At 65.9% G+C, this 20,528-nt stretch carries 22 protein-coding genes and 1 tRNA gene; 15 read left to right on the top strand and 8 right to left on the bottom strand.

The window, feature by feature from the left end; all coding sequences use genetic code 11:
• Positions 1-284 precede the first annotated feature (284 nt).
• From NA10_RS19840 to NA10_RS19825, 4 genes are all read left to right on the top strand, one after another.
• Complete coding sequence (locus NA10_RS19840) at positions 285-1,070, top strand: replication-relaxation family protein (RefSeq protein WP_307188403.1); 786 nt, start codon at positions 285-287, stop codon at positions 1,068-1,070.
• 71 nt (positions 1,071-1,141) lie between these two features.
• Entirely contained in the window at positions 1,142-1,465 is a 324-nt protein-coding gene (locus NA10_RS19835) for a WXG100 family type VII secretion target (protein WP_067570112.1), read from the top strand.
• The gene (locus NA10_RS19830) at positions 1,462-1,761 is read left to right on the top strand and encodes a WXG100 family type VII secretion target (RefSeq protein WP_067570110.1); all 300 of its coding nucleotides are present in this window, start codon (positions 1,462-1,464) and stop codon (positions 1,759-1,761) included. The genes NA10_RS19835 and NA10_RS19830 overlap by 4 nt, the downstream gene beginning before the upstream one ends.
• A 4-nt stretch (positions 1,762-1,765) precedes the next feature.
• Entirely contained in the window at positions 1,766-3,151 is a 1,386-nt protein-coding gene (locus NA10_RS19825) for a hypothetical protein (RefSeq protein ID WP_067570108.1), read from the top strand.
• Between the two features lie 987 nt (positions 3,152-4,138).
• Here NA10_RS19825 and NA10_RS36885 read toward each other — a convergent pair.
• Both NA10_RS36885 and NA10_RS38235 read right to left on the bottom strand, forming a co-directional pair.
• The gene (locus NA10_RS36885) at positions 4,139-4,591 is read right to left on the bottom strand and encodes a hypothetical protein (protein ID WP_067570106.1); all 453 of its coding nucleotides are present in this window, start codon (positions 4,589-4,591) and stop codon (positions 4,139-4,141) included.
• Between the two features lie 18 nt (positions 4,592-4,609).
• Positions 4,610-5,164, bottom strand: coding sequence for a hypothetical protein (locus NA10_RS38235; protein WP_067570104.1), 555 nt, complete (start codon positions 5,162-5,164; stop codon positions 4,610-4,612).
• 39 nt (positions 5,165-5,203) lie between these two features.
• Here NA10_RS38235 and NA10_RS38230 point away from each other — a divergent pair, with 39 nt between their 5' ends.
• Complete coding sequence (locus NA10_RS38230; RefSeq protein WP_067570102.1) at positions 5,204-5,428, top strand: recombinase zinc beta ribbon domain-containing protein; 225 nt, start codon at positions 5,204-5,206, stop codon at positions 5,426-5,428.
• A 227-nt stretch (positions 5,429-5,655) separates the two neighbouring features.
• On the opposite strand, the gene NA10_RS38225 is transcribed toward NA10_RS38230, so the two are convergent.
• Together NA10_RS38225 and NA10_RS19800 are read right to left on the bottom strand one after the other, a co-directional pair.
• Positions 5,656-5,910 carry a hypothetical protein gene (locus NA10_RS38225; RefSeq protein WP_218021555.1) on the bottom strand — a complete coding sequence of 85 codons (255 nt, stop codon included), beginning with the start codon at positions 5,908-5,910 and terminating at the stop codon, positions 5,656-5,658.
• Positions 5,911-6,037: 127 nt separating this feature from the next.
• Positions 6,038-6,113 (bottom strand) — tRNA-Ala (locus NA10_RS19800).
• 196 nt (positions 6,114-6,309) lie between these two features.
• Here NA10_RS19800 and NA10_RS19795 point away from each other — a divergent pair.
• Positions 6,310-7,146 (top strand): phosphotransferase, encoded by an 837-nt coding sequence (locus NA10_RS19795; protein WP_067570098.1) that lies wholly within the window; start codon positions 6,310-6,312, stop codon positions 7,144-7,146.
• Here the strand turns inward: NA10_RS19795 and NA10_RS19790 are convergent.
• Positions 7,128-7,718, bottom strand: a complete 591-nt coding sequence (locus NA10_RS19790; protein WP_084514996.1) for a TetR/AcrR family transcriptional regulator — start codon at positions 7,716-7,718, stop codon at positions 7,128-7,130. The two genes, NA10_RS19795 and NA10_RS19790, sit on opposite strands and share 19 nt — an antisense overlap.
• A gap of 112 nt (positions 7,719-7,830) precedes the next feature.
• The gene (locus tag NA10_RS19785; protein WP_084514995.1) at positions 7,831-8,553 is read right to left on the bottom strand and encodes a uracil-DNA glycosylase; all 723 of its coding nucleotides are present in this window, start codon (positions 8,551-8,553) and stop codon (positions 7,831-7,833) included.
• A gap of 113 nt (positions 8,554-8,666) precedes the next feature.
• Between NA10_RS19785 and NA10_RS19780 the strand changes: the two genes are divergently transcribed.
• From NA10_RS19780 to NA10_RS19750, 7 genes are all read left to right on the top strand, one after another.
• Entirely contained in the window at positions 8,667-9,329 is a 663-nt protein-coding gene (locus NA10_RS19780; protein WP_067570093.1) for a trimeric intracellular cation channel family protein, read from the top strand.
• Positions 9,330-9,430: 101 nt separating this feature from the next.
• Positions 9,431-9,874: a GyrI-like domain-containing protein gene (locus tag NA10_RS19775; protein ID WP_067570090.1), complete on the top strand. Its 444-nt coding sequence runs from the start codon at positions 9,431-9,433 to the stop codon at positions 9,872-9,874.
• Positions 9,871-10,302, top strand: coding sequence for an effector binding domain-containing protein (locus NA10_RS19770; RefSeq protein ID WP_067570089.1), 432 nt, complete (start codon positions 9,871-9,873; stop codon positions 10,300-10,302). Before NA10_RS19775 ends, NA10_RS19770 begins: the two co-directional genes overlap by 4 nt.
• Positions 10,303-10,555: 253 nt before the next feature.
• Positions 10,556-11,311 (top strand): hypothetical protein, encoded by a 756-nt coding sequence (locus NA10_RS19765; RefSeq protein ID WP_067570087.1) that lies wholly within the window; start codon positions 10,556-10,558, stop codon positions 11,309-11,311.
• 2 nt (positions 11,312-11,313) lie between these two features.
• Positions 11,314-13,476, top strand: a complete 2,163-nt coding sequence (locus NA10_RS19760; RefSeq protein ID WP_067570085.1) for an Rv1355c family protein — start codon at positions 11,314-11,316, stop codon at positions 13,474-13,476.
• A 16-nt stretch (positions 13,477-13,492) separates the two neighbouring features.
• A complete protein-coding gene (locus tag NA10_RS19755) occupies positions 13,493-15,358 on the top strand; it encodes a putative bifunctional diguanylate cyclase/phosphodiesterase (RefSeq protein ID WP_281180206.1) in 1,866 nt (621 codons plus the stop codon).
• A gap of 100 nt (positions 15,359-15,458) precedes the next feature.
• Entirely contained in the window at positions 15,459-16,391 is a 933-nt protein-coding gene (locus tag NA10_RS19750) for an SDR family oxidoreductase (RefSeq protein ID WP_373862392.1), read from the top strand.
• On the opposite strand, the gene soxR is transcribed toward NA10_RS19750, so the two are convergent.
• Positions 16,366-16,881, bottom strand: coding sequence for a redox-sensitive transcriptional activator SoxR (gene soxR, locus NA10_RS19745; protein ID WP_067570081.1), 516 nt, complete (start codon positions 16,879-16,881; stop codon positions 16,366-16,368). The two genes, NA10_RS19750 and soxR, sit on opposite strands and share 26 nt — an antisense overlap.
• A 75-nt stretch (positions 16,882-16,956) precedes the next feature.
• Here soxR and arcA point away from each other — a divergent pair, with 75 nt between their 5' ends.
• Together arcA and NA10_RS19735 are read left to right on the top strand one after the other, a co-directional pair.
• Positions 16,957-18,186 (top strand): arginine deiminase, encoded by a 1,230-nt coding sequence (gene arcA / locus NA10_RS19740; protein WP_067570079.1) that lies wholly within the window; start codon positions 16,957-16,959, stop codon positions 18,184-18,186.
• A 7-nt stretch (positions 18,187-18,193) separates the two neighbouring features.
• Positions 18,194-18,562 (top strand): GntR family transcriptional regulator, encoded by a 369-nt coding sequence (locus tag NA10_RS19735; protein WP_067570077.1) that lies wholly within the window; start codon positions 18,194-18,196, stop codon positions 18,560-18,562.
• Between the two features lie 66 nt (positions 18,563-18,628).
• Here NA10_RS19735 and NA10_RS19730 read toward each other — a convergent pair whose 3' ends face one another.
• Positions 18,629-20,233: a dolichyl-phosphate-mannose--protein mannosyltransferase gene (locus tag NA10_RS19730; RefSeq protein WP_067570144.1), complete on the bottom strand. Its 1,605-nt coding sequence runs from the start codon at positions 20,231-20,233 to the stop codon at positions 18,629-18,631.
• Positions 20,234-20,528: the final 295 nt, after the last annotated feature.

Genomic DNA, 20,528 nt, shown 5'->3' with positions numbered 1-20,528 from the left:
AACAGATCCGCAGGTCGATGACCTACGGATCTGTAATGAAGTGGACCTGACGGACCAGCATACGAACCGTGCGGTGCTGGTGGACGGGCCGGACGTGATCATCCGGGCCGTGGGTGCCCGGCCGGTCGCGGGCGGTGGTGCCCGATGACCGGCCCCGATGACCGCAGGGCCGCGTTTGGGTCGGCGGATGGTGGTGCGGGTGGGTCGGCGTCTGCTCGGCGTCCTATAACCGCTACCCCAAACGCCGAACACGATGTCAGCATCCGCGCCGCTCGAATCCGGGGGTGGGGGCGAAATCCCAACTCAGTATCAATACTGGGACATACTCGCGCGCGGGGCGGCGCGGCGGCCGTGCCGTGCACTCCGGCGGGCATCCGGACGCGGGTCCGTGGTTTCGTCTGCTCGATCGTGACCGTCGTCTTCTCTCACTCCTGGCCGAACACAAGGTGTTCACTACCGACCAGATCGCCGCCCTGGAGTTCACCTCGATCCGCCGCGCACAAGACCGGCTGGCCAAACTACGGGAGATGGGCATGCTGTTCGCCTTCCGTGAATCGCTCTACGGCGGCGGCACCAGCCAAACCCGCCACGCCCTCGGCTATCTCGGCGCACGCCTGATCGCGGCCCAGCGCGCCGAACGGCCACCGACCCCGGCCGCGCACGCACTGATGCTCGAACGCCTGGCCTGCTCCCCGACCCTCGAGCATCGATTGGGCATCAACGGGTTTTTCGCCGCGCTGGCCGCGCACCGCAACCCAGCCCGATACCCAGACACGGCGGCACTGGAGGGCCTGACGCAGTGGTGGTCGGAACGCAAATGCGCCGACCAGTTCTGGACGTCAGTAGTGCCCGATCGCGATCCCCAGATCCGCCCGGACGGATACGGCTGCTGGGAGCACGATCGCCACACCGTGCGGTTCTTCCTCGAGTACGACACCGGCACCGAAACCTTGTCCACCGTCGCCGCCAAACTCGCCGACTACCAGGGCTTCCCGACCGACAGCTTCGGCATCCTGCTGTTCTCGCTGCACTCGTCCCGCCGCGAAACCGGGCTACGGACCGCACGCTGAGCTGTTCGGCTCCCGGCCTTCGATGGGAACCCGCACTGCGACGGCTGTTTAGCGCTGATACCTTTCTGGCTATGAGTGAAGAGGGGGGTTCGGGGAGCCTGTTCGTCGTTCCCGAGGATGTGCAAGCACTGGGTAGATCCGCCCTGGACATCGCCGAGACAATGCGTTCGGCGCTGAAATCGGCAGGGCGGGAGGTTGATTCGCTCACGACCACCGGCTGGACCGGAACGGCGGCCACGTCCTTCGGTACTGGCTGGGGCGAATGCTCCGACGGTGGGCATCGCATCATCGACGCTTTGACCACGATGGCCGACCAGCTCGGGGTGACCGCCGAGACCTACGTCGGCCACGACCTGCTGTCCGCGGACCAGTTCACCAACCTGGATCTGTCGTGAGCGACGAATACTCAGTAGACCTCACCGAGCTGGACTCGATCGTGACACGCCTCTCGAACCTCGCGAAATTCCTCGGTGACCATCTCACCGCCCTGGATCAACAGGTCACCACGCTGCGCGCCGACAGCTGGGACAGCGCGGGAGCAGCCGCCTATGAGGACGCGCACCGCCAATGGCTTTCCGGGGCACAGGAATTCGCGCAGGGCGTCACCGATATGAGCGTCGCCGCCCGCAACGCGCACGGCCAGTACACCGCGGCAATCGGAGCCAATACCCAGATGTTCGGCGGCAGGTGAACCCGTGGTCAGCGTCAACCCACAGGTGTTCTACGACAATTCCAAGAAACTCACCGATCTCGGTGTCGATATCGATGCCGCCACCACCACACTCGACAAAGCGCTCAACGGCACCGGGTCGATGGCCGGGTCCAGTAATGCAGCCAAGCAGTGGGCCACCAGTTACGACACTCGCGCCGGCGACACCATCGACAATGCCCGCAAACTCGCACAGACACTGAAGTACTTCGCCAGTCTGGTGAGCCTGGCGGGCTACAACCACGCCCTGGCCAACTATCATGCCGACACCAACCCCAGCAAGGGTGCCGGTCCCACCAAACCCGCCTCGGCGGACGTGCCGGTGGAATTGTGCTGGGTGGGTCCGCCGGCCTCCGGCGGTCCCGGCTCGGGATTACTGTGCGGGATCGCCCAGGTGATGGAGCAGATCCACATCCATATCCCCGACGGTGATACCGACAAACTCGGTAAGGCGGCCAGCGCCTGGAAGGACTTCGCCGGGACCGAGGCCATCGCCCACGCGGCTTCTGACATCAGCATCGTCAACAACACCCTGGCCAAGATCGATTCACCCGAGATCTACGACCTGATGGACCAGCTCGGAAAACTCAAGCGAGCCGGGCACAACCTGTACAAGTCCGCCGATCAACTGGCCACCGCCTGCGAGAACCTCAAAAAGCCCCTCGTCGAGCTGCGCAAAACCATCAAGACCGCGTTCGAAGAGCTCGAGAAGGCCATTATCATCTACCTGGCCATCGATCTCCTCGCCACCCTGGTCACCGCTGGCGCCGGTGTGGTCCTCACCGCTGTCACAGCCATGAAATTCGCGAAGAACATCGACACCTGCGCCACGACAGTCACCGAAGCCGTGACCGCCGCAAAAATCGACGACGCCCTCACCACTGCGGCCAAAGCAGAACGCATCCTCGCAAATACAGTTAAAGAACTCGACGAAGTCGCCAGCCTCGAAGCCAAAACGATCGAGCAAGAAGCCACACAGTTCTACTCTCGTGGTGGTGCGCTGTCCAGTAGCGAGGTCATGGCGGGCAATATCGGCTTGCCTCGAACCATGGAGACGGTGGAGTATTACGCCCGCCTGGCCGGTGTAGATTTCAAGGGAGCGAAGATCGAGATTATCGCCGATAGTGACGCCGATACGATCTCCTACATGGATTATCAACAGGCAGTCGCACGAACTGATGCGGACGGAGTAATGCTCGCACCGTCGGCGTTCCAGGACCCGGAGACTCTTGTGCGTACGCTAGGTCACGAGAGCGTGCACGTTGATCAATACCTGGACGGTGCAATCAACTCGCAGACGAAGGCGCTGGAAGAAGCGGCTTACGGAGCCGAGGATGATTTCGTGGCTACATGGCGGAGGAATGCAGAATGAGTCAGCCTGTTTCGCGGATGGTTGTCGAACGAGTCGATTACCTTCCGAGTCGTGCCAAATGGATATTTGTCACGGGAGAACTCTCCGGGGAACCAGTCAGCATCGGAGATGCGGTGTCGGTTCAGACTGGTGATCAGCTTACAACCACGACAATTCAATCCATCGAGATCCACAGTCCACCCGGAAAAACGACGATCATGTTGGATTCCGCCCTTCGGTCGGTTGTCATGACAGGAACTGTCATAAGCCGCTAACCTCGATCTCCTCAAGCGGGCGACTATCGCCCGGTTGCAGTTACCGAGTTATAGCCGCTAGCGTTCGTGTCCGAGGCTCGCAAGATATCGGATCGAGCTTCATGACCAAGGGGTTACCGATGAATACTGAACAGCAGGCTGCGCGACGTCAGCGTATCCAGAGTACGATATCGCAGGTTCGAGGTCACGCCCAAACATCCGGCGGCGAAGTGCTCGTTGAAGCCGATATGAATGGAACGATCACCAATCTCTAAATCTCACAGTCCGCAATGTCCGTCGATCCCGGACGACTGGCGAAGGTCATCTCGCAATGCCACGAAACTGCCAGGGAGCGAGCCCAGGCTGAGGCCACTAGGGTATTCGCGGAACTGGTAGATTCGCCTGAGCCGGCGACACCGAAAACCGAATCGAACTCGGCGGGCTGGGAGGATCTCACTCCGACCCGCATTACGCATACGATGTAACGTCAGTAAGCTGCTATACCACCGACTATCGCCGCGTGCGTCGGCGCATCCGCTGACTTGGCTCGTTCTCCGAGGGGTTCAAATCTGCCCCTCGATCAATCCGAATTCCTTGGTCATCGCCATGGCAGAGTCCGCGACACACGATCTGGTATGGCGCCGATTTGGTGAACGCTCGCTCTGAGGTTTCTACGGGGCTTACCCATGGTTGAGGTCGCCGTGAGCGAAGCCAGAGGGCAACGGGCTCGTAGGTTACGGGAGTCTCGGCGGCGTCAGACTTCGAGTCCGAGCACCGAGGCGAGTCGTTCGGCGTCTGCGCGGACCGTTGCACCACCGCCCTCGACGAGATCAGGCACCGCGGAGCGGGCGAACAAGGAGAACTCGAAGGTGTCCGGCGATTCCCGATTTGCCTTCGACAGCAGCGTCACCGTGGCGAGTGATTCATCGCGCATGTGGTGCGCGCGTGCGGTTTCGGAGGTGTGGAAGCTGCGGCGTGTGGCTGAGGGCATCTTGTTCAGGTCGACCCTGGCGGCCTGCTGTATCGCGTAGCCGCTGTGCATGAGGTCGGCTTGGATGGTGATCATGTAGGCGTCGACCATCGCGCGACCGAAGATGAGCCGCGGGTGCACGTGGTCCTCGCCGAGTGCTCGTGCGGCGCGGTCGGCCTCGTCCCAATGGCGAAGGGCGTCGCCTTCTCGGCCGATCTTCGCGTACGACAGCGCCATGGCCAGGTGCAGCAGTCCTCACAGCGCGAGGTCCGGGCCTGCTTTGTCGGGGCGCAGTAGCGCACACATCTGGTGTGCCAGCCCGACGCGCGCTTCGTGTTCCTCGCCCGCGTCGCGGTAGACGTGGTTGACGTACCAGGCCGCAGCGGCCATCGCGTGGGGGTCGTCGGCGTCCTGCGCGGCCGTCATGGCGCGGTCGCCGGACATCAGAACCAGTGCCGCTGGCGGTTGAAACGACAGATACAGCTGGGAGAGGTGGTAGACCTGCGCGAGGAGCGCCTGAGCCCTGCGGCGGTCCTTGCCCTCGAGCTGTCGCACAGCAACGCGCGTGTCGCACAACAGATTCGGCAGCAAGGTCGCGACGGCCGAGGGCTGGTGGGCCGCACCGTGCCACAACACCCACGCCTGTCGCACCCGCGCGGCGAGCGCTTCGGGCGACAGGTCGGCGTCTTCGGTGCCGGGCGTGACCGGATACGAGGCGAGTGCCTCGGTAACCTTGGGCAGGGCGGGGTGTGTTGCCTTCGCGTAGACCGAGCGGGCCAGTGGCTGTTCGCCGGTCAGCTCGGCCACCACGTCCTGCGCATCCTGCCCAACCGAACCTACCTTGGCGAGTTGACCTTCCGAGGTGCCACCGTCACCGACACCCACCCCGCGATCGTCGACACCGCCACCTTCGACCACGCCCAACAAGTCCTCGACGCGCGCGGGGAATCCCACGCCCACCGCGCTGCCAACTCCTCGGACTACCTCTTGACCGGGCGGTTGCGCTGCCCGCGCTGCGGACGCGCCATGGTCGGCACCCGCGCCACCGAACGCCACCGCACCTACCGGTACTAGACCTGCTTCACCCGCGTGCGCTATGACAGCACCAAAATGCGACTTCACCCGCCTCGACGCCGACGCCGTCGACACCGCTGCTGCACGCGCTCGCCCAGTTCTACCGCACCCGCCACGACCTCGTCGCCGCAGCGATCACCGCCGCCCAACAACGCCACCACGACACCAGCAGCGACACCCGCACCGAACTGGCCACCGTGACAGCCGAACTCACCAAAACCTAGCAATCAGTCGACCGCTACCTCACCGCCTTCGAAACCGGCACCCTCGCTCCCGAACTCGTCGGCCCCCGCCTCACCGAACTGCGCTCCAAGACAACACAACTCATGACCCGCCGCGACGAACTCACCCAAACACTGGCCAACGCCCCCACCACACCCCGCCCCGCTGCCCTGGACCGGATCGCCGATCACATCGCCGACATCATCACCAGCGGCAGCCACACCCAATCCAAAGCGCTGATCGAAACCCTGGTCGCCCACGCCAAGATCGCCGGACCCGACCGGCTCATTCCCACCTTCCGCATCCCCCAACCCGGAAACGACAACGGGGCCGGTACCGCAGACGCGGTACCGGCCCCGTTGGGATCGGTTCGTGCAATGACACGATTGGTGGAGCTAAGGGGAATCGAACCCCTGACCTTCTCGATGCGAACGAGACGCGCTACCAACTGCGCTATAGCCCCAGCCGCTGACCGTTACCGGCCTGCGGTGGAAAACTTTAGCAGGTGGGGGGCGGAGTCAACGAATCGGCTGGTTGGGGTGGGTTTCTAGGATGGGTGGGTGGATATGAGTGCGCATTCGGACCTGGTGACGGATTGGGAAGGGAGGGTTCGGGGGGCGCTTCGGGGGTCGGCTCGGCCGGGGTTGGCGGGGATGGGGATGCGGGTGTTGGGGGAGGGGCAGGAGAATGTGGCCGTTTTGGTGGGGGACGCCTATGTCGTACGACTGCCCAAGGATGAGGACGGGGCCGACGGGGTGGCGCGGGAGGGGCGATTGCTCGCGGAGTTGGCGGAGACCTTGACGATCAGGGTGCCTCGGTACGAGTTCACGATGCCGAATCCGCTCGGGCCTGGAGAGTGTGCCGGATATCCGCTGGTGCCGGGGGAGGTGCTGCCGACTCGGGAGTGGTATGCGCGGGGCCTACTCGAGAAGGATGAGACGGCGCGGGTGATTGCCGAGTTCATCGATGGGGTGCAGCGGTTTTCGGTGGATCGGGCTCGGGGGTTCGGGATCGAGGAGCCGGACTTTCGGGCGGATTTCGCGGCGGACTTGAAACGGGTTCGGGCACAGGTGATTCCATTGCTGCCCGGGGCGGCGGGGCGCGAGTTGGTGCGGCGGTGGGAGGGATATCTGGGTAGGGACGGCAACTTCGAATATTCGCCGGCGTTGATTCACGCCGATGTGAGCCTCGATCATCTGCTCGTGACGGGGGATCGGATTACCGGCGTCATCGACTTCGGTGATGCGCAGATCGGCGATCCGGACTACGACCTCAGCTACTTGTGGGCGGAGGCGGGGGCGGAATTCGTTCGGCGGGTACAGGATTGCCGCGGACTACCCCTCGATGAAAGGTTGATCAGGAAACTGAATTTCTGGGCGGTATCCGATGCCGCCGTCGATGTCCTGCACGCCATCGAACACGACATGCCGGAATTCCGGGATGACCGGGTGCGCGCGGTATGCGCCGCGCTGGAAACCTACGACGGATCGGTATAGGACTCGAGCACGCGCATAAACAGATCGACACGGTATTCGCGGACATCCGCGCTGTCCGGTTCGAGCAGACATTGCGCCATGGTGCCGTCATGCGCCGCGATCAATGCCCGGCCCAGCGCCACCGGATCGGGAACATCGCGGCCCACGCGCGCCAGCAGGCGCAGCAATACCGGGGTGAGCGCCGCGCGAATCGCCTCCTCGCGCGCCACCATCATTCGGCGCAGGTCCGGGTTGCGCAGCGCGTGCGCGGTGAACTCCGAGGTGATGCGAAACCATTTGTCGTCCACCGGAACCGCGCTCAGCACGAACTCGACCGCCTCGCGCTGATCCGGAATCGCGACATCGTTCTCCAGTACCGCGGACACTTCGGCCAGCATTGCCGCGGACCGCTGCTCCCACATGGCCAGGAACAACTCCTCCAGTGAGGTGAAGTTCGAATAGAATGCCCCGCGGGTGAATCCGGCCCGTTCGCAGATCTGCTCGACCGTGCACCGCCCCAGCCCGTCCTCCGCGAACGCCTCGAACGCCGCGTCCAACAGCCGCGCCCGCGTCTGTGCCCGCCGCCGCTTCATCGGCTGCGCGGTCTCGGCGCTCTCCGAAGCGCTATCGGCCCTGCTCACGCCCCGCATCGTAACTCGGACCGGGACCGGGACCGGGCACCCGTGCCGCTCCCCGCCGATCCGCTCAGCTCGCGGGCGGCGTGAGCCCGGCGGTGGTCGCGGCGTCGCGCAGCACCCGGGTGAGCATGGCGGGGGTGAGGCGGCCGGTGAAGGTGTTCTGCTGACTGGGGTGATAGGTCCCGAACAGGTGCAGCGGCGCGCGATCGGAACGGGCGGGGGCCAGTTCGTAGTGGGCGGCGTGCGTGAAGCGGGGTTTGGGTTTCGGTACGGCCCAGCCGGATTCGGCCAGGGCGGGCAGCAGCGCCTGCCAGCCCCAGCCGCCCAGCACGACGATCGACCGCAGGGTCGGGGCGAGCAGCCCCAATTCGGTGATCAGCCAGTGTCGGCAGTTATCGCGTTCCTCGGGGGCGGGCTTGTTGCCGGGCGGTGCGCAGTGCACGGGCGCGGTGAGCCGGGAGCCGATGAGGCGCAAGCCATCTCCCGGGTGCGTGCTGGTCGGCTGGTTGGCCAGACCCGCCTCGAACATGCAGGCAATCAGCACATACCCCGCACGATCCCCGGTGAACATCCGCCCGGTGCGATTGCCGCCGTGCGCGGCCGGGGCCAGGCCGACGATGAGCACCCGGGCATCGTCCGGCCCCAATCCGGGAACCGGTTTCCCCCAGTAATTTTCGTCACGAAACGCTGCCCGCTTGTCATGAGCCACCTGTTCCCGCCAGGCGACCAGTCGCGGGCACGCTCTACACCCCGTGAGCTGCGCATCCAGCTCAGCAATTGTGCGGCACACAAGGGAGATTCAACCGTATCCGGGGCACGACCGGGGCGCGTCGGTCCGGCGTGGCGGCGAGGCATACAGTGCCCCGGTAGCCGAGTGTTTGCGACAGAGAGGTGAACCGGCCCATGAGTAATCTCGTCGAGCTCGGCAACGCGGTCGGCACCGCCCAAAGGATCGGAAATATGGTGGGCGTGTTCGCATTCGGCGTCTCCGGTGCGCTGCTCGCGGTGCGGCGGGACTTCGACGTGGTCGGCATCGCGGTCCTGGCCGTCTGCACCGCCACGGGCGGCGGCATCATGCGCGACCTCATTATCGGCCAGACGCCCCCGACGGCGTTCGTGCACATCAGCTACGCGGGCACGGCCCTGCTGGCCGCCGCGCTCATCTTCTTCTGGCATCCGCCCAATCGCCTGATCCGCACGCCACTGCTGCTCGCGGACGGGGTGGGCCTGGGCATCTTCTGTGTCACCGGCACGGTTACCGCGTTCCAGCACGGACTTTCGGCCACCTCGGCCGCGGCGCTCGGCGTGGTCACCGCGGTCGGCGGCGGCGTGGTCCGCGATGTGCTCGCCGGCATCACCCCGAGCGTGCTGAGCGACGGCGAGCTCTATGCCGTCCCCGCGCTGCTGGGCTCCGCGGTGACCGCGGCGCTGCTCGCGCACGGCCAATACACCTACTGGACGGGCGGTTTGGCGGGCGCGGGTGCGGTGGCCCTCCGCTTCCTCGCGCTCTGGCGGCATTGGCGCGCACCCTTGGCGCGATCGCACCGGCGCCGAGATCGGACTTAGCCGAACCTCAGTCGTGTTGCCCGAGCACGTCTAGCTTGGTTGATAGCATGGCGAAGGTTGGCCAGCGGGCTGTGCGTCACACCCAGAGAGAGTTCCTACCAATGCAGTTTGAGATCGTCGAGCGGGACGAGACGTGGGTCGCCGGGCTGCCGGTGCGCAGCCCGAAACGCGCTCTCGGGGAGCTGCGCGACCATGATCTGGAGGTGGCCTGGGCCGCCGTCCTGCATCAGGAGCTCGGCGGTCCGCTCGCCTCGGCGTATACCGATTTCTCCGCCGAGCTCGGCACCTTCAACACCCAGATCGTCGGATACCAGTGCGAGTCCTTCGACGAGGTCACCCGCGGCCATATCGTGGCCCGGCTACCGCGCGGGACCTACGCCAGATTCTCCTCGGTCGGCAGCTTCCCGCAGGTGATGACCGACCTGTGGACGCAGATCGCGTACGCGGAGGAGCACAACCAGATCAAGCGCACGCACAGCGGCGACTTCGAGTGCTATCCCCACGCGTACAAGATCGAGCTGTACCTGGCGGTCGAGGCCTCATGACCTACTCGATTGTGGTGCGCCCGGGCGGGGTGTACGGCGGTCTCGTGGTGCCGCGGGTACGGCCCAGCTTCAAGGTCTCCAACAGTGAGCTCATCGAGTTCCTGCGCGATCGGCTCCGCGATCGCGGCGCGGAGAAACCGCTGGCCACGGTGTATGTCCCCGATCCGGCGGGCAACTACAACGTGCTCGTTTCCTATGAGTACTCCTCGCCCTACGACGCCCCGGTCGGCGATGTGCTGATCCGCGTCCCCAAGGGTGTGTACGCCCGCTTCCAGCCGAATGGGGATTATCACGATCCCGCGGAGGATGTGTGGGCGCAGGTGGACGATGCGACCGCCTCGGCCGAGATCACCCGGGCGTATCGAGAGGAGATCGAGATCTGGTCCGGCCCGTCGGAACTGGAACTTTTCATCTCCATCCTAATCTGATAGCCAAATGTTAACTAAATGAGAACCAACCAGTCTTGTGGTTGTGTTTCATGACTGATAGCAATGGTTTGACCAGGGGGGATTTCTAGACGTCCATTCGGGTTTCGGAAGATTTGCCGGACGCCTGGACAATTTCTCACGGCTGGCGGATACTCCCCTAGGTGCCTGTACCGGGCGCGGTTGATACATGACCGTATCGGACGGGGGCTTCGGTAGTCGCGCGGATCACGCGCAGCAACGGAGTAGGAACTGTATGGCTGTGGAAGTAGTCGCAGTCGTCCCGTCGGATTCGGCTGATGAGGACTTACTGCGATTCCAGGATGCGTCGTCGGGGTGCACCTTCTGGGTCGGCACACCGCACGCGCACCCGGGCCTGTGGCGCCGGAACATCATGGGTGCGTTGCGTGCGTATCGGCGCTATGGCGTGGATCCCGCTCTGGAATACGACAAGACGGTGGACGGACATTCGAGCGCGCTGTTCGTGGCCGCCATCGATCCCTTCGGTGATGTGGTGGCCGGACTGCGCGTGCAGGGACCCTACGCGCATGTCGACGAGGTCAACGCCCTGCGCGCCTGGGCGGGCCGGCCCGGTGAATCGGCCCTGCGCAAGCGGGTCGTCGACCGAATTCCCGAGGGTGTCGTCGAGGTCAAGGCGGTCTGGGCCGATCGCGGTCTGGACCGGGCGCAACGCCGTGCGCTGGGCGCGGCCCTGGATCGCTGCGTCGTGCACGTCACCACCCTGCTCGGTGCCCGCTACGGTTTCGTCACCGCGGGTGAGCATGCCGCGGAGGGTTATCGCACCAGTGGCGCGCGCTCGGATTGGTGGATTCCAGCCGTGCCGTTCCCCGATGATCGCTACCGGACCATTCCGCTCTGGTGGGATATGCGGACCTTTCGATCGGTCGCCGCGGAATCGCAGCTGGCCCTGATCGACTTGGAACAGAAGGCACTCTCGGAGGGCCGCAGCGCGCTGCCGGCCGACCTGACCGGCACCGGAGGACTCGGCTGACAATGAATTCCGACCATAACGCGGCCGCGGAATATCGACCGCTTTTTCTCGATGAATCCGATCCGGAGGATGCGCGCCGGATATCAGAATTGCGCGCGCAGAATGGTATTGAATTCACCGATCTTCGGGATTTGCTGCGCGCCGAATTCAATGATCTCGTAGCCCCGCCGGAATTGTCCGAAGGACCGGAATCTGACCGCTGGATTTATTATCCGTGGCGGAAATCCGCGGTAGCGCTGCCCGGACCGGAATTGCTGCGAACTGTCCGGCTGGACCGGAACCGCAACAAGCTCACCCGCGCCGAGCAAGAAAAACTGACAAATCAGACAATCGGGGTGGTCGGGCAGAGCGTCGGCCACGCTATCGCGCACACCCTCGCCATGGAGGGCATCTGCGGGCGGATAAAGCTCGCGGATTTCGACACCATCGAACTCGCCAACCTCAATCGCATTCCCGGCTCGCTCTTCGATATCGGCGTCAACAAGGCCGTGGTCACCGCCCGCCGCATTGCCGAGATCGACCCCTACCTACCGGTGGAGATCTACACCGCCGGACTCACCGACGAGAACGTCGACGACTTCTTCGCGGACCTCACCCTGGTGGTCGAGGAGTGCGATTCGCTCGATATCAAACTCGCCGTGCGCGAGGCCGCCAAGAAGTACGGCATCCCGTTGCTCATGGAGACCAGCGATCGTGGTCTGCTCGATATCGAACGCTATGACCTGGAACCGGCGCGGGAGCCCTTCCACGGCCTACTGGGCGGGGCCACGCGCGCCGATCTTCGCGGCCTCACCACCCGTGAGAAGGCGCCCTACGTGGTCCGAATCCTGGACGCGCACGGCCTTTCCGATCGTTTTGCCGCCAGCCTGGTGGAGATCGATCAGACCCTGGACAGCTGGCCGCAACTCGCCGGAGACGTGCAGCTCGGCGGTGCCACGGTGGCCGCCGCGGTGCGCCGCATCGGCCTCGGCGGTGCGCTGCCGTCCGGCCGCACCCGCGTCGATCTGACCGCCTGCCTGGACGCCGTCACCGAACCCGATCCGGTCGTCGAGCTGGCGTGGCCGGCCGATGTCGAGGTCGAGGCGCGGCAGAGCACCGAGGCGCGGGCGGTGCTGGCCGCCGCGCAGCTCGCACCCTCGGGCGGCAATGTGCAGCCCTGGTCGCTGCGCGAGGAGAACTCCGCGATCGTCATCGAGCTGGATATCGCGCGCAGTTCCGGAATGGATATCGGCTATCGCGGCAGTGCGGTGGCCGTCGGCGCGGCGCTGTACAACGCGCGGGCAGCCGCGGCCGCGCACGGTGTGCTCGGCGAGGCCGACCTCTATACCGGCGGCACCGGACGGCACAGTCGCACCGCGCCCCTCACCGCCGTGTTGCAGCTGAGTGATTGGAGCGAGCCGGAATTGGCTCGCGACTATCCGGATCTGCTCGATCGCGTCACCAATCGCAATCTCGGCACCGGCGAACCCATCGACCCGGCCGTCCTGGATATCCTGGCCACCACCGCGGCCAAGGCGGGCGGCGGTCTGCGCTGGATCACCGACGCCGAGGATCTGGCGACCGCCGCGACCCTGCTGGCCGCCTCCGACACCGCCCGCTATCTGACCCCGGTGCTGCACGCGGAGATGTTCTCCGAATTGCGCTGGCCCACAGACGATCTGCGCGCCGGTCTGGATCTGCGCACCATGGAGTTGGCCCCGGACGAACTCGCCAAACTCGATATCGGCGGCCGCGCCGATGTCATGGATCGCATTCGCGAATGGCACGGCGGTGTCGCGCTCGGTGAGTACACCCGGGACCGCGTGCTGTCCGCCTCCGCGGTGGTCGCGGTGACCTTCGCCGCCCCGCCCGCCGGCGACTCCGAGGAGTTGGCCGCCTACGCGCGCGGCGGTGAGACCCTGCAGCGGGTGTGGATCGAGGCGCAGCGGCACGGGCTCGCGGTGCAGCCGGTCTCCCCGGTGTTCCTCTACGCCCGACAGACCGGTGACTTGAACACGGTTTCCCCGGAGTTCGCCGATACACTAACGTCACTTCAAGGCCGTTTCCTGGACCTGTTGGGAGTGCCCGAGCACGAGACCGTGGCGTTGGTACTTCGCCTGAGCTATGCGGCGGAGGTCACGGCGAGAAGTCGGCGGCTTCCGATACCGGGTGCGGGAACCCGCTGATGGGATCGGAGACAAGGTGCCTCGGCAGACGCTCGACTCACTGGTAACCCAGGTTGCCTCCGAGTTGATGGGTGTCGACGCCACCACGATGGTGGCGGCGAGTGAGCGCGTGCTGTCCTGGCTCGTCGATCACTTCGACGTGGACTTCAGCTATCTGCGCCATACCGATCGGGAGCGGCGCGCCTCGGTGCTCATCGCGGAGTGGCCGCGGCGCGCGGTCACCATCGCACCGGATCCGCTGCGGGTCACCTACTTCGATCGCGCGGATTCGGTCTTCGCCAAGTTGGAGAACGCCACCGAACCGCTCATCGTGCGCCCGATTCCCGAGCACGCGGATTATCAGCACACGATTCATCTGTCCTCCGGGATTCCGACGGTCTCCATGGCGGCGGTGCCGCTGGTGTCGCGCGGGGAGTCGACCGGGGTGCTCGGTTTCGTCAAAGAGGGCGATCGTGAGTGGAGTACCCGAGAGCTGAATGTGCTCAAGGCGATTGCCGCGCTCTTCGCCCAGTTGCAGGCGCGCGTGGTCGCCGAGGAGCGGCTGCGCTATATCGCCATGCATGACGATCTGACCGGATTGGCCAACCGGCGCGCGCTGCTCGAGCATATGGAGGAGCGGCTGCGCGCGGGCAGTCCCGGACCGGTGGCGGCGTTCTTCCTGGATCTGGATCGGCTCAAGGCGCTCAATGATTTCCTCGGGCATACCGCCGGGGACAACTTCATTCGCACGCTGGCCACCCGCCTGCGCGATCATCTCGACCCCAATGATGTGATCGCCCGGCTCGGCGGTGACGAGTTCGTCATCGTTCCGGCCAAGCCGATGGATGCCAGCGCGGCCGATCTCGAGGCGACCAGGATTCAACAGCTCATCGCGCGGCGGGTCACCGTCGGCGGCGAGACCGTCAGTCGTGGCGCGAGTGTCGGTGTGGCCGTTGGCATTCCGGGTGAGACCACGGTCGCCGATGTGCTACGCAGGGCCGATCACGCACTGCTGTCGGCCAAATCGAGCGGCGGCAACGGCGTCGCGGTCTTCACCGATGCCATGCGCGCGCAGTTCGAACTCCAGGACGATGTCGAGCTGAATCTGCGCGGCGCGGTCTCGGATGGCTCACTGCTGCTGCACTATCAGCCCGAGGTGGATCTGCGCACCGGCCGGGTGGTGGCCCTGGAAGCGCTGGTGCGCTGGCAGCATCCGACGCGCGGATTGCTACCGCCCGGCGCCTTCGTCGGCGTCGCGGAGGCCACCAATCTCGCGGGTGAGCTGGGGCGCTGGGTGATTCGCTCGGCGTGTGAGCAGTTCGCGCAGTGGCGCAGGCGCGGATTGGCCTCGAGTGTGGTGATCCGGATCAATGTGTCCCCGGTGCAGTTGGTGAGCCTGGATTTCGTGGAGACCATGGAGGGGATTCTGCGCCGCTTCGGCATCGACGGCTCCTCGGTGTGTCTGGAGATCACCGAACATGTGGTGGTCCAGGATCTGGCCCGCACCCAGGTGACATTGCGCGGGCTCAAGCGCATGGGCGTGCAGATCGCCATCGACGATTTCGGCACCGGTTACTCCTCGCTCTCGCATTTGAAGGCGCTGCCGGTGGACGCGGTGAAGATCGACCGCGGTTTCGTGCAGCGCCTGGGCGCCAGCGCGGACGATCTCGCGATTGTGAAATCGATTGTGGGACTCGCCGGTTCATTCGGTCTCGGCGTGGTCGGCGAGGGTGTCGAAACGACCGTCGCGGCCCGTACCCTGGTGGCGTTGGGATGCTATCGCGCACAGGGATTCCTGATCGCGCGGCCGATGCCCGCCGAAGAGGTGGAGACGCATCTGGCGGCCGGGCGGATAGCCCTCGACCTGGACCTACCCGGAACCGGGCGGTCTGTAACCCCCTAGAAGTATGGGGCGGATTGGGGGGTTGCATTGCTCGCGATGGAGTTTGACCGCGTAGTAGGTTCGGTGGACAAATGGGGCAATCAAAGGGATGTGGACCGGCGTGCGAACCTTCAGCAGTAGGAAGACTCTGATCACCGGAGCCGCCAGCGGTATCGGGCGCGCCACCGCGCTGGCCGCGGCCCGCAGAGGCGCGCGACTGGTGCTCACCGATGTGAACTCCGACGGCCTGGACGCGACGGTCGCCGATATCCGCGCCGCGGGCGGGGTGGTGGAGTACGCCCAGGCCATGGATGTCAGCGATTACGACGCCGTCACCGCTTTCGCCGAGCAGGTGCACCAGCGGGTCGGTCCGCTCGATGTGGTGATGAACGTGGCCGGTATCTCCACCTGGGGCACGGTCGAGAATCTGGAGCACAAACACTGGAAGCGCCTGGTGGATGTGAACCTGATGGGCCCCATCCACATCATCGAGAATTTCATCCCGCCGATGATCGCGGCCGGCAACGGTGGCGCGCTGGTGAACGTCTCCTCGGCGGCCGGGCTGATGGCCTTCCCGTGGCATGCGGCCTACAGCGCCAGCAAGTTCGGATTGCGCGGGGTGTCGGAGGTGCTGCGCTTCGATTTGGAGCGGCACCGGATCGCGGTGCACCTGGTGGTGCCGGGTGCGGTGGACACGCCGCTGGTGCAGACCGTCGACGTGGTCGGCGTGGATCGGGAGGATCCGCGAATTCAGGCGTGGATCAAGCGATTCCGGCGGCATGCCAAGAAGCCGGAGGAGGTGGCGGAGTCGATCCTGCGCGGGGTCGAGAAGGGCCGCTACCTGATTCACACCCAATTCGACATCCGCTTCGGCTACTGGTGGGTGCGCAAGTTCGCGTGGCCGTACGAGTTCGCCATGCGCCGCGCCAACGACCTGTTCACCACCTTCCTGCCGCGTGAGCAGCCGCAGGTGAGGATCGAGACGCCCGCACCGGAGCCCGAGCTCGAGGCGGTTCGGCCGGTGGAACTCAAGACGTCTCGGCCAGAGGCATAGCGCAGCCCGTTTCGGGTTTGGCGCAGTTCTCCGCGGCATGCACGTCCAGGACGCGTGCGCCCGGCCCCGCATCGCCGAGATGGTCGTGCGCGTTCACGATTTTGCAGGTGCCCAGCGACAGGCAGCCGCAGCCGATGCATCCGGTCAGGCTGTCGCGCAGGCGAATCAGCTGTTCGATGCGCTCGTCCAGGTCCGAGCGCCAGGCGGTGGACAGCGCCTCCCAGTCGCGGCGGGTGGGGTTGCGGCCGTCGGGCAGATTGTCCAGGGCCTGGCGGATCTCGCCGAGTGGAATTCCGACACGCTGTGAGATGCGGATGAAGGCCACTCGGCGCAGGGTTTCCCGGGGATAGCGGCGCTGGTTGCCGCTGGTTCGGCGGGCTGTGATCAAGCCCTCACGTTCGTAGAAATGCAAGGCGGACACCGAAACTCCGGCACGTTGTGCCAGCTGGCCGGGTGTCAGTTCCTTGGCCTGCCAGGGCGCGGTCTGCATACCTGAAGGTTAGTCGAGGTTTTTCCCGGGCGCGAATTGCATGCCATCTCCGCTGCGGGCAACTACCGTCAGGATATGGGAATCAAGGCTGCGCCTCCGGCGCGACCGTTCTCCGTCACCTCGGAAGTCGGCGCATTGCGCACGGTGCTGCTGCACCGCCCGGGCGACGAACTGCGCCGGTTGACCCCGCGCAACAATGACCAACTGCTCTTCGACGCCATCCCGTGGGTGGAGCGTGCCCAGCAGGAGCACGATCTCTTCGCCGGAGTGTTGCGCGAGCGCGGGGTGGAGGTGTTGCTGCTGTCGGATCTGCTCACCGAGACCATCGGGGTGAGCGGGGCGGCGCGGATACAGGGCATCTCCGGTGCGGTGGACGCGCGGCGGCTCGGGCACGCGCTCGCCGATGAGCTGGCGGCGTATCTGCGTACCATGCCCGCCGCCGATCTGGCGCAGATTCTCATGGCGGGCATGACCTTCGACGAACTGCCGTTCGGGCCGGACCACACCTCGCTGGTGGTGCGCATGCACCACGGGCACGATTTCGTCATCGATCCGCTGCCGAATCTGCTGTTCACCAGGGATTCCTCGTTCTGGGTCGGGCCGCGGGTGGCGATCACCTCGCTCGCGCTGCCCGCGCGGGCGCGCGAGACCTCGCTGACCGATCTCATCTACGCCTTCCACCCGCGCTTCCTCGGGGTGCGGCGGGCCTACGAGTCGCATACCGCGCCGATCGAGGGCGGGGATGTGCTGCTGCTGGCCAAGGGCGTGGTGGCGGTCGGGGTCGGTGAGCGCACCACCCCGGCGGGCGCGGAAGCGTTGGCGCGCAGTCTCTTCGAGGACGATCTGGCGCATACCGTGCTGGCGGTGCCGATCGCGCAGAATCGCGCCACCATGCATCTGGACACCGTCTGCACCATGGTCGACGTCGATGCCATGGTGATGTACCCGAATATGCAGGATTCGCTGTGCGCGTTCACCATTCGCAAGGAAGTGGACGGCACCGTGACCATGCTCGGCCCGGATCCGTTCCTGCCCGCCGCGGCCAAGGCCATGGGCATCGGTGAGCTCCGCGTCATCGATACCGGATTGGACGGTGTGGCCGCCGAGCGGGAGCAGTGGGACGATGGCAACAACACGCTCGCGCTCGCGCCGGGCGTGGTCGTCGCCTACGAACGCAATGAGATGACCAATGCGCGGCTCGTCGACGCCGGAATCGAGGTGCTACCCATCCCCGGTTCCGAATTGGGTTCCGGCCGAGGCGGTCCGCGCTGCCTGTCCTGCCCGCTGTCGCGTGACGAGGTGTGAACAAACCATGCTCGACATCCCGGTCGACCACCACTCGGCGGTGCCGCCCTATGAACAACTGCGGCAGGGCATCGTGGCGCGCGTGCGCTCCGGTGAACTGGCCGCCGGAACCAAGATCCCGACCGTTCGAGCCCTCGCCGCCCAACTCAAACTCGCACCCAATACGGTGGCCCGTGCCTACCGCGAACTCGAACAGGATGGCGTCCTGGAAACCCGGGGCCGCCTGGGCTCCTTCATCGCCTCCTCCGGCGATCCCACCCGGGATGTGGCGGGCCGCGCCGCCACCGAGTACGTGGCGGTGATCAGACGACTGGGCTTGGACGACGAAGCCGCCGTTCGCTACCTCCGCGCGGCGCTGGGCGAAGCGCGACCCTGAACAGGCGAAGTCGGTGCCGATCGGGTTTGGGGCCGGAACCCCCCAAGACCTCGCGTCAGCGACCCCCTACCTCCAGCTGGGCAACCAGAGATGGTCGTGCCAGCTGCCCGGGGTGATGGGCATCCCCGTCAGAATCGGCCACAGCCAGATGAAGTTCGCGATCACCAGCGCCAGGTAGAGGCAGACCAGCATCAGGCCGAGACCTTGGCGTTCGCTCGGCGGCGCGACATGCTGCCAGCCCGGCGCCCCGGACAATCGCCGCCCGACCGCCGGCGCGTGCCCGAGCACATCGCCGAGCACCAGCGCCACCGCCATCATCAGGAAGGGCGCGAGCGGTACCGCGTAGAAGTAGTACATCTGCCGATCCAGTTGCAGGAACCACGGCAGCAGCCCGGCCCCGTACGCCACCAGCACCGCCGCGTACCGCCAGTCGCGGCGCACGAAACTGCGCCACAGCGCCCACCCGAGCACCGGGAGCGCCAGCCACCAGATGGCGGGCGTGCCGATCAGCATGACAGCCTTCACGCACTGGTTCCGCCCGCAATCGCCGGTGCCGCTGTCGGAGTAGTAATAAAGCATGGGCCGCAACCCCATCGGCCAGGTCCACGGTTTGGATTCCCAGGGATGGTGATTACCCGCCGAATTGGTGAGCCCCTCGTGGAAGGTGAGTACCTCGCCGCCGTAGTACCAGAGCGAGCGCAGCGCGTCCGGCACCCAGGAGAAATCGCCCCCGCGCCCGACGCGCACCCCGACCGCGTACCGGTCGTAGCTGGTCTCCCCGGCGAACCAGGCCCAGAAGCTGGCCAGATAGACCAGGACCGGCACCACGCCGAGCGCCCAGGCGGTGGGTCCGAGATCGCGGACCGCGGTCCCCGCCCACGGCCGCCGCACCCGGTATCCGCGCCTGGCCGCGAGGTCGAAGCCGAGCGAGAGCGCCGCGAACGCGACCACGAAATACATTCCGGACCATTTGGTTCCGCAGGCCAGGCCGAGCAGGACGCCCGCGCCGAACCGCCACCAGCGCACCCCGAATCGGGGTCCGTACTCACTGTCGTCGAGTCTGCCCTCGGCGGCGACGAGGGCGATGCGCGCGCGCATCTCATCGCGGTCGACAATGAGACAGCCGAACGCGGAGACCACGAACAGCGCCTGGAAGATATCGAGCATGCCGAGCCGGGACGAGACGAAGGTGAGTCCGTCCGCGATGAGCAGAATGCCCGCGAACGCCCCGATCAGCGTGGATCCGGCCATTCGCCGGGTTATCCGAATCACCAAGAGCACCAGCAGGGTTCCCGAGACCGCGGCCATGAACCGCCATCCCCACGGCCCGTACCCGAAGAGGGCCTCGCCGATGGCGATCATCTGCTTGCCGACCGGTGGATGCACCACCAGCCCGTAGCCGGGATTGTCCTCGACCCCGCCGTTGGTGAGCGCCTGCCAGCCCTGCGGTGCGTAATGCTTCTCGTCGAAGACCGGGGTGTGCCCGTCGGTCGGATATCCGAGCCGAATGAATCGCGTCAGCCCGGCCACCACCGTCAGGAACAGCGTGACCACCCACCCGCGCGCCCAATCGGTGGGCCCGAAATCCGGTGAGGGTCGCAGAGGCGCGGGACTGGACAGCGCCACCCCGGCCCCCACAGCCGGCGGTCGCGTCTCGGTCACCTGGGTCACGCCCCCGATGTTATGCGGTGCGGCCCCATCCGTCCCGCCCCGGTTGACCCCTGCCCGCCGAGAATCGGCCCCCACCGCGACGGCCTTCGCCATCAGGGCGCTCTCACCCTTCGTCATCCCGGCATGTTTTCGGCCGGGATACACACCGCCGGCACCCACCTATTTTCTCGGTGCATCCCAGCCGAAAACGCGCCGGAATGTCGAGCGCTCGTCCACCACCGCGGTGGCATTCGGCGCGCCCGTATGCTGGCACGGGTGCCGGACCGCCGAGGTGGTGCGGCGGCGATCAGTGTGA

The organism is Nocardia acidivorans NBRC 108247, assembly GCF_001625085.1.
Lineage (GTDB): Bacteria > Actinomycetota > Actinomycetes > Mycobacteriales > Mycobacteriaceae > Nocardia > Nocardia acidivorans.
This window is presented reverse-complemented; position numbering and strand designations above follow the sequence as displayed.

What these genes read in the sequence shown, in the direction of transcription:
- NA10_RS19835 (WP_067570112.1), top strand. Translation starts at nt 1,142, where the DNA reads ATGAGTGAAGAGGGGGGTTCGGGGAGCCTGTTCGTCGTTCCCGAGGAT.
- NA10_RS36885 (WP_067570106.1), bottom strand. Translation starts at nt 4,591, where the DNA reads ATGGCGCTGTCGTACGCGAAGATCGGCCGAGAAGGCGACGCCCTTCGC.
- NA10_RS19795 (WP_067570098.1), top strand. Translation starts at nt 6,310, where the DNA reads ATGCGGGTGTTGGGGGAGGGGCAGGAGAATGTGGCCGTTTTGGTGGGG.
- NA10_RS19790 (WP_084514996.1), bottom strand. Translation starts at nt 7,718, where the DNA reads ATGAAGCGGCGGCGGGCACAGACGCGGGCGCGGCTGTTGGACGCGGCG.
- NA10_RS19780 (WP_067570093.1), top strand. Translation starts at nt 8,667, where the DNA reads ATGAGTAATCTCGTCGAGCTCGGCAACGCGGTCGGCACCGCCCAAAGG.
- NA10_RS19775 (WP_067570090.1), top strand. Translation starts at nt 9,431, where the DNA reads ATGCAGTTTGAGATCGTCGAGCGGGACGAGACGTGGGTCGCCGGGCTG.
- NA10_RS19770 (WP_067570089.1), top strand. Translation starts at nt 9,871, where the DNA reads ATGACCTACTCGATTGTGGTGCGCCCGGGCGGGGTGTACGGCGGTCTC.
- NA10_RS19765 (WP_067570087.1), top strand. Translation starts at nt 10,556, where the DNA reads ATGGCTGTGGAAGTAGTCGCAGTCGTCCCGTCGGATTCGGCTGATGAG.
- NA10_RS19760 (WP_067570085.1), top strand. Translation starts at nt 11,314, where the DNA reads ATGAATTCCGACCATAACGCGGCCGCGGAATATCGACCGCTTTTTCTC.
- soxR (WP_067570081.1), bottom strand. Translation starts at nt 16,881, where the DNA reads ATGCAGACCGCGCCCTGGCAGGCCAAGGAACTGACACCCGGCCAGCTG.
- arcA (WP_067570079.1), top strand. Translation starts at nt 16,957, where the DNA reads ATGGGAATCAAGGCTGCGCCTCCGGCGCGACCGTTCTCCGTCACCTCG.
- NA10_RS19735 (WP_067570077.1), top strand. Translation starts at nt 18,194, where the DNA reads ATGCTCGACATCCCGGTCGACCACCACTCGGCGGTGCCGCCCTATGAA.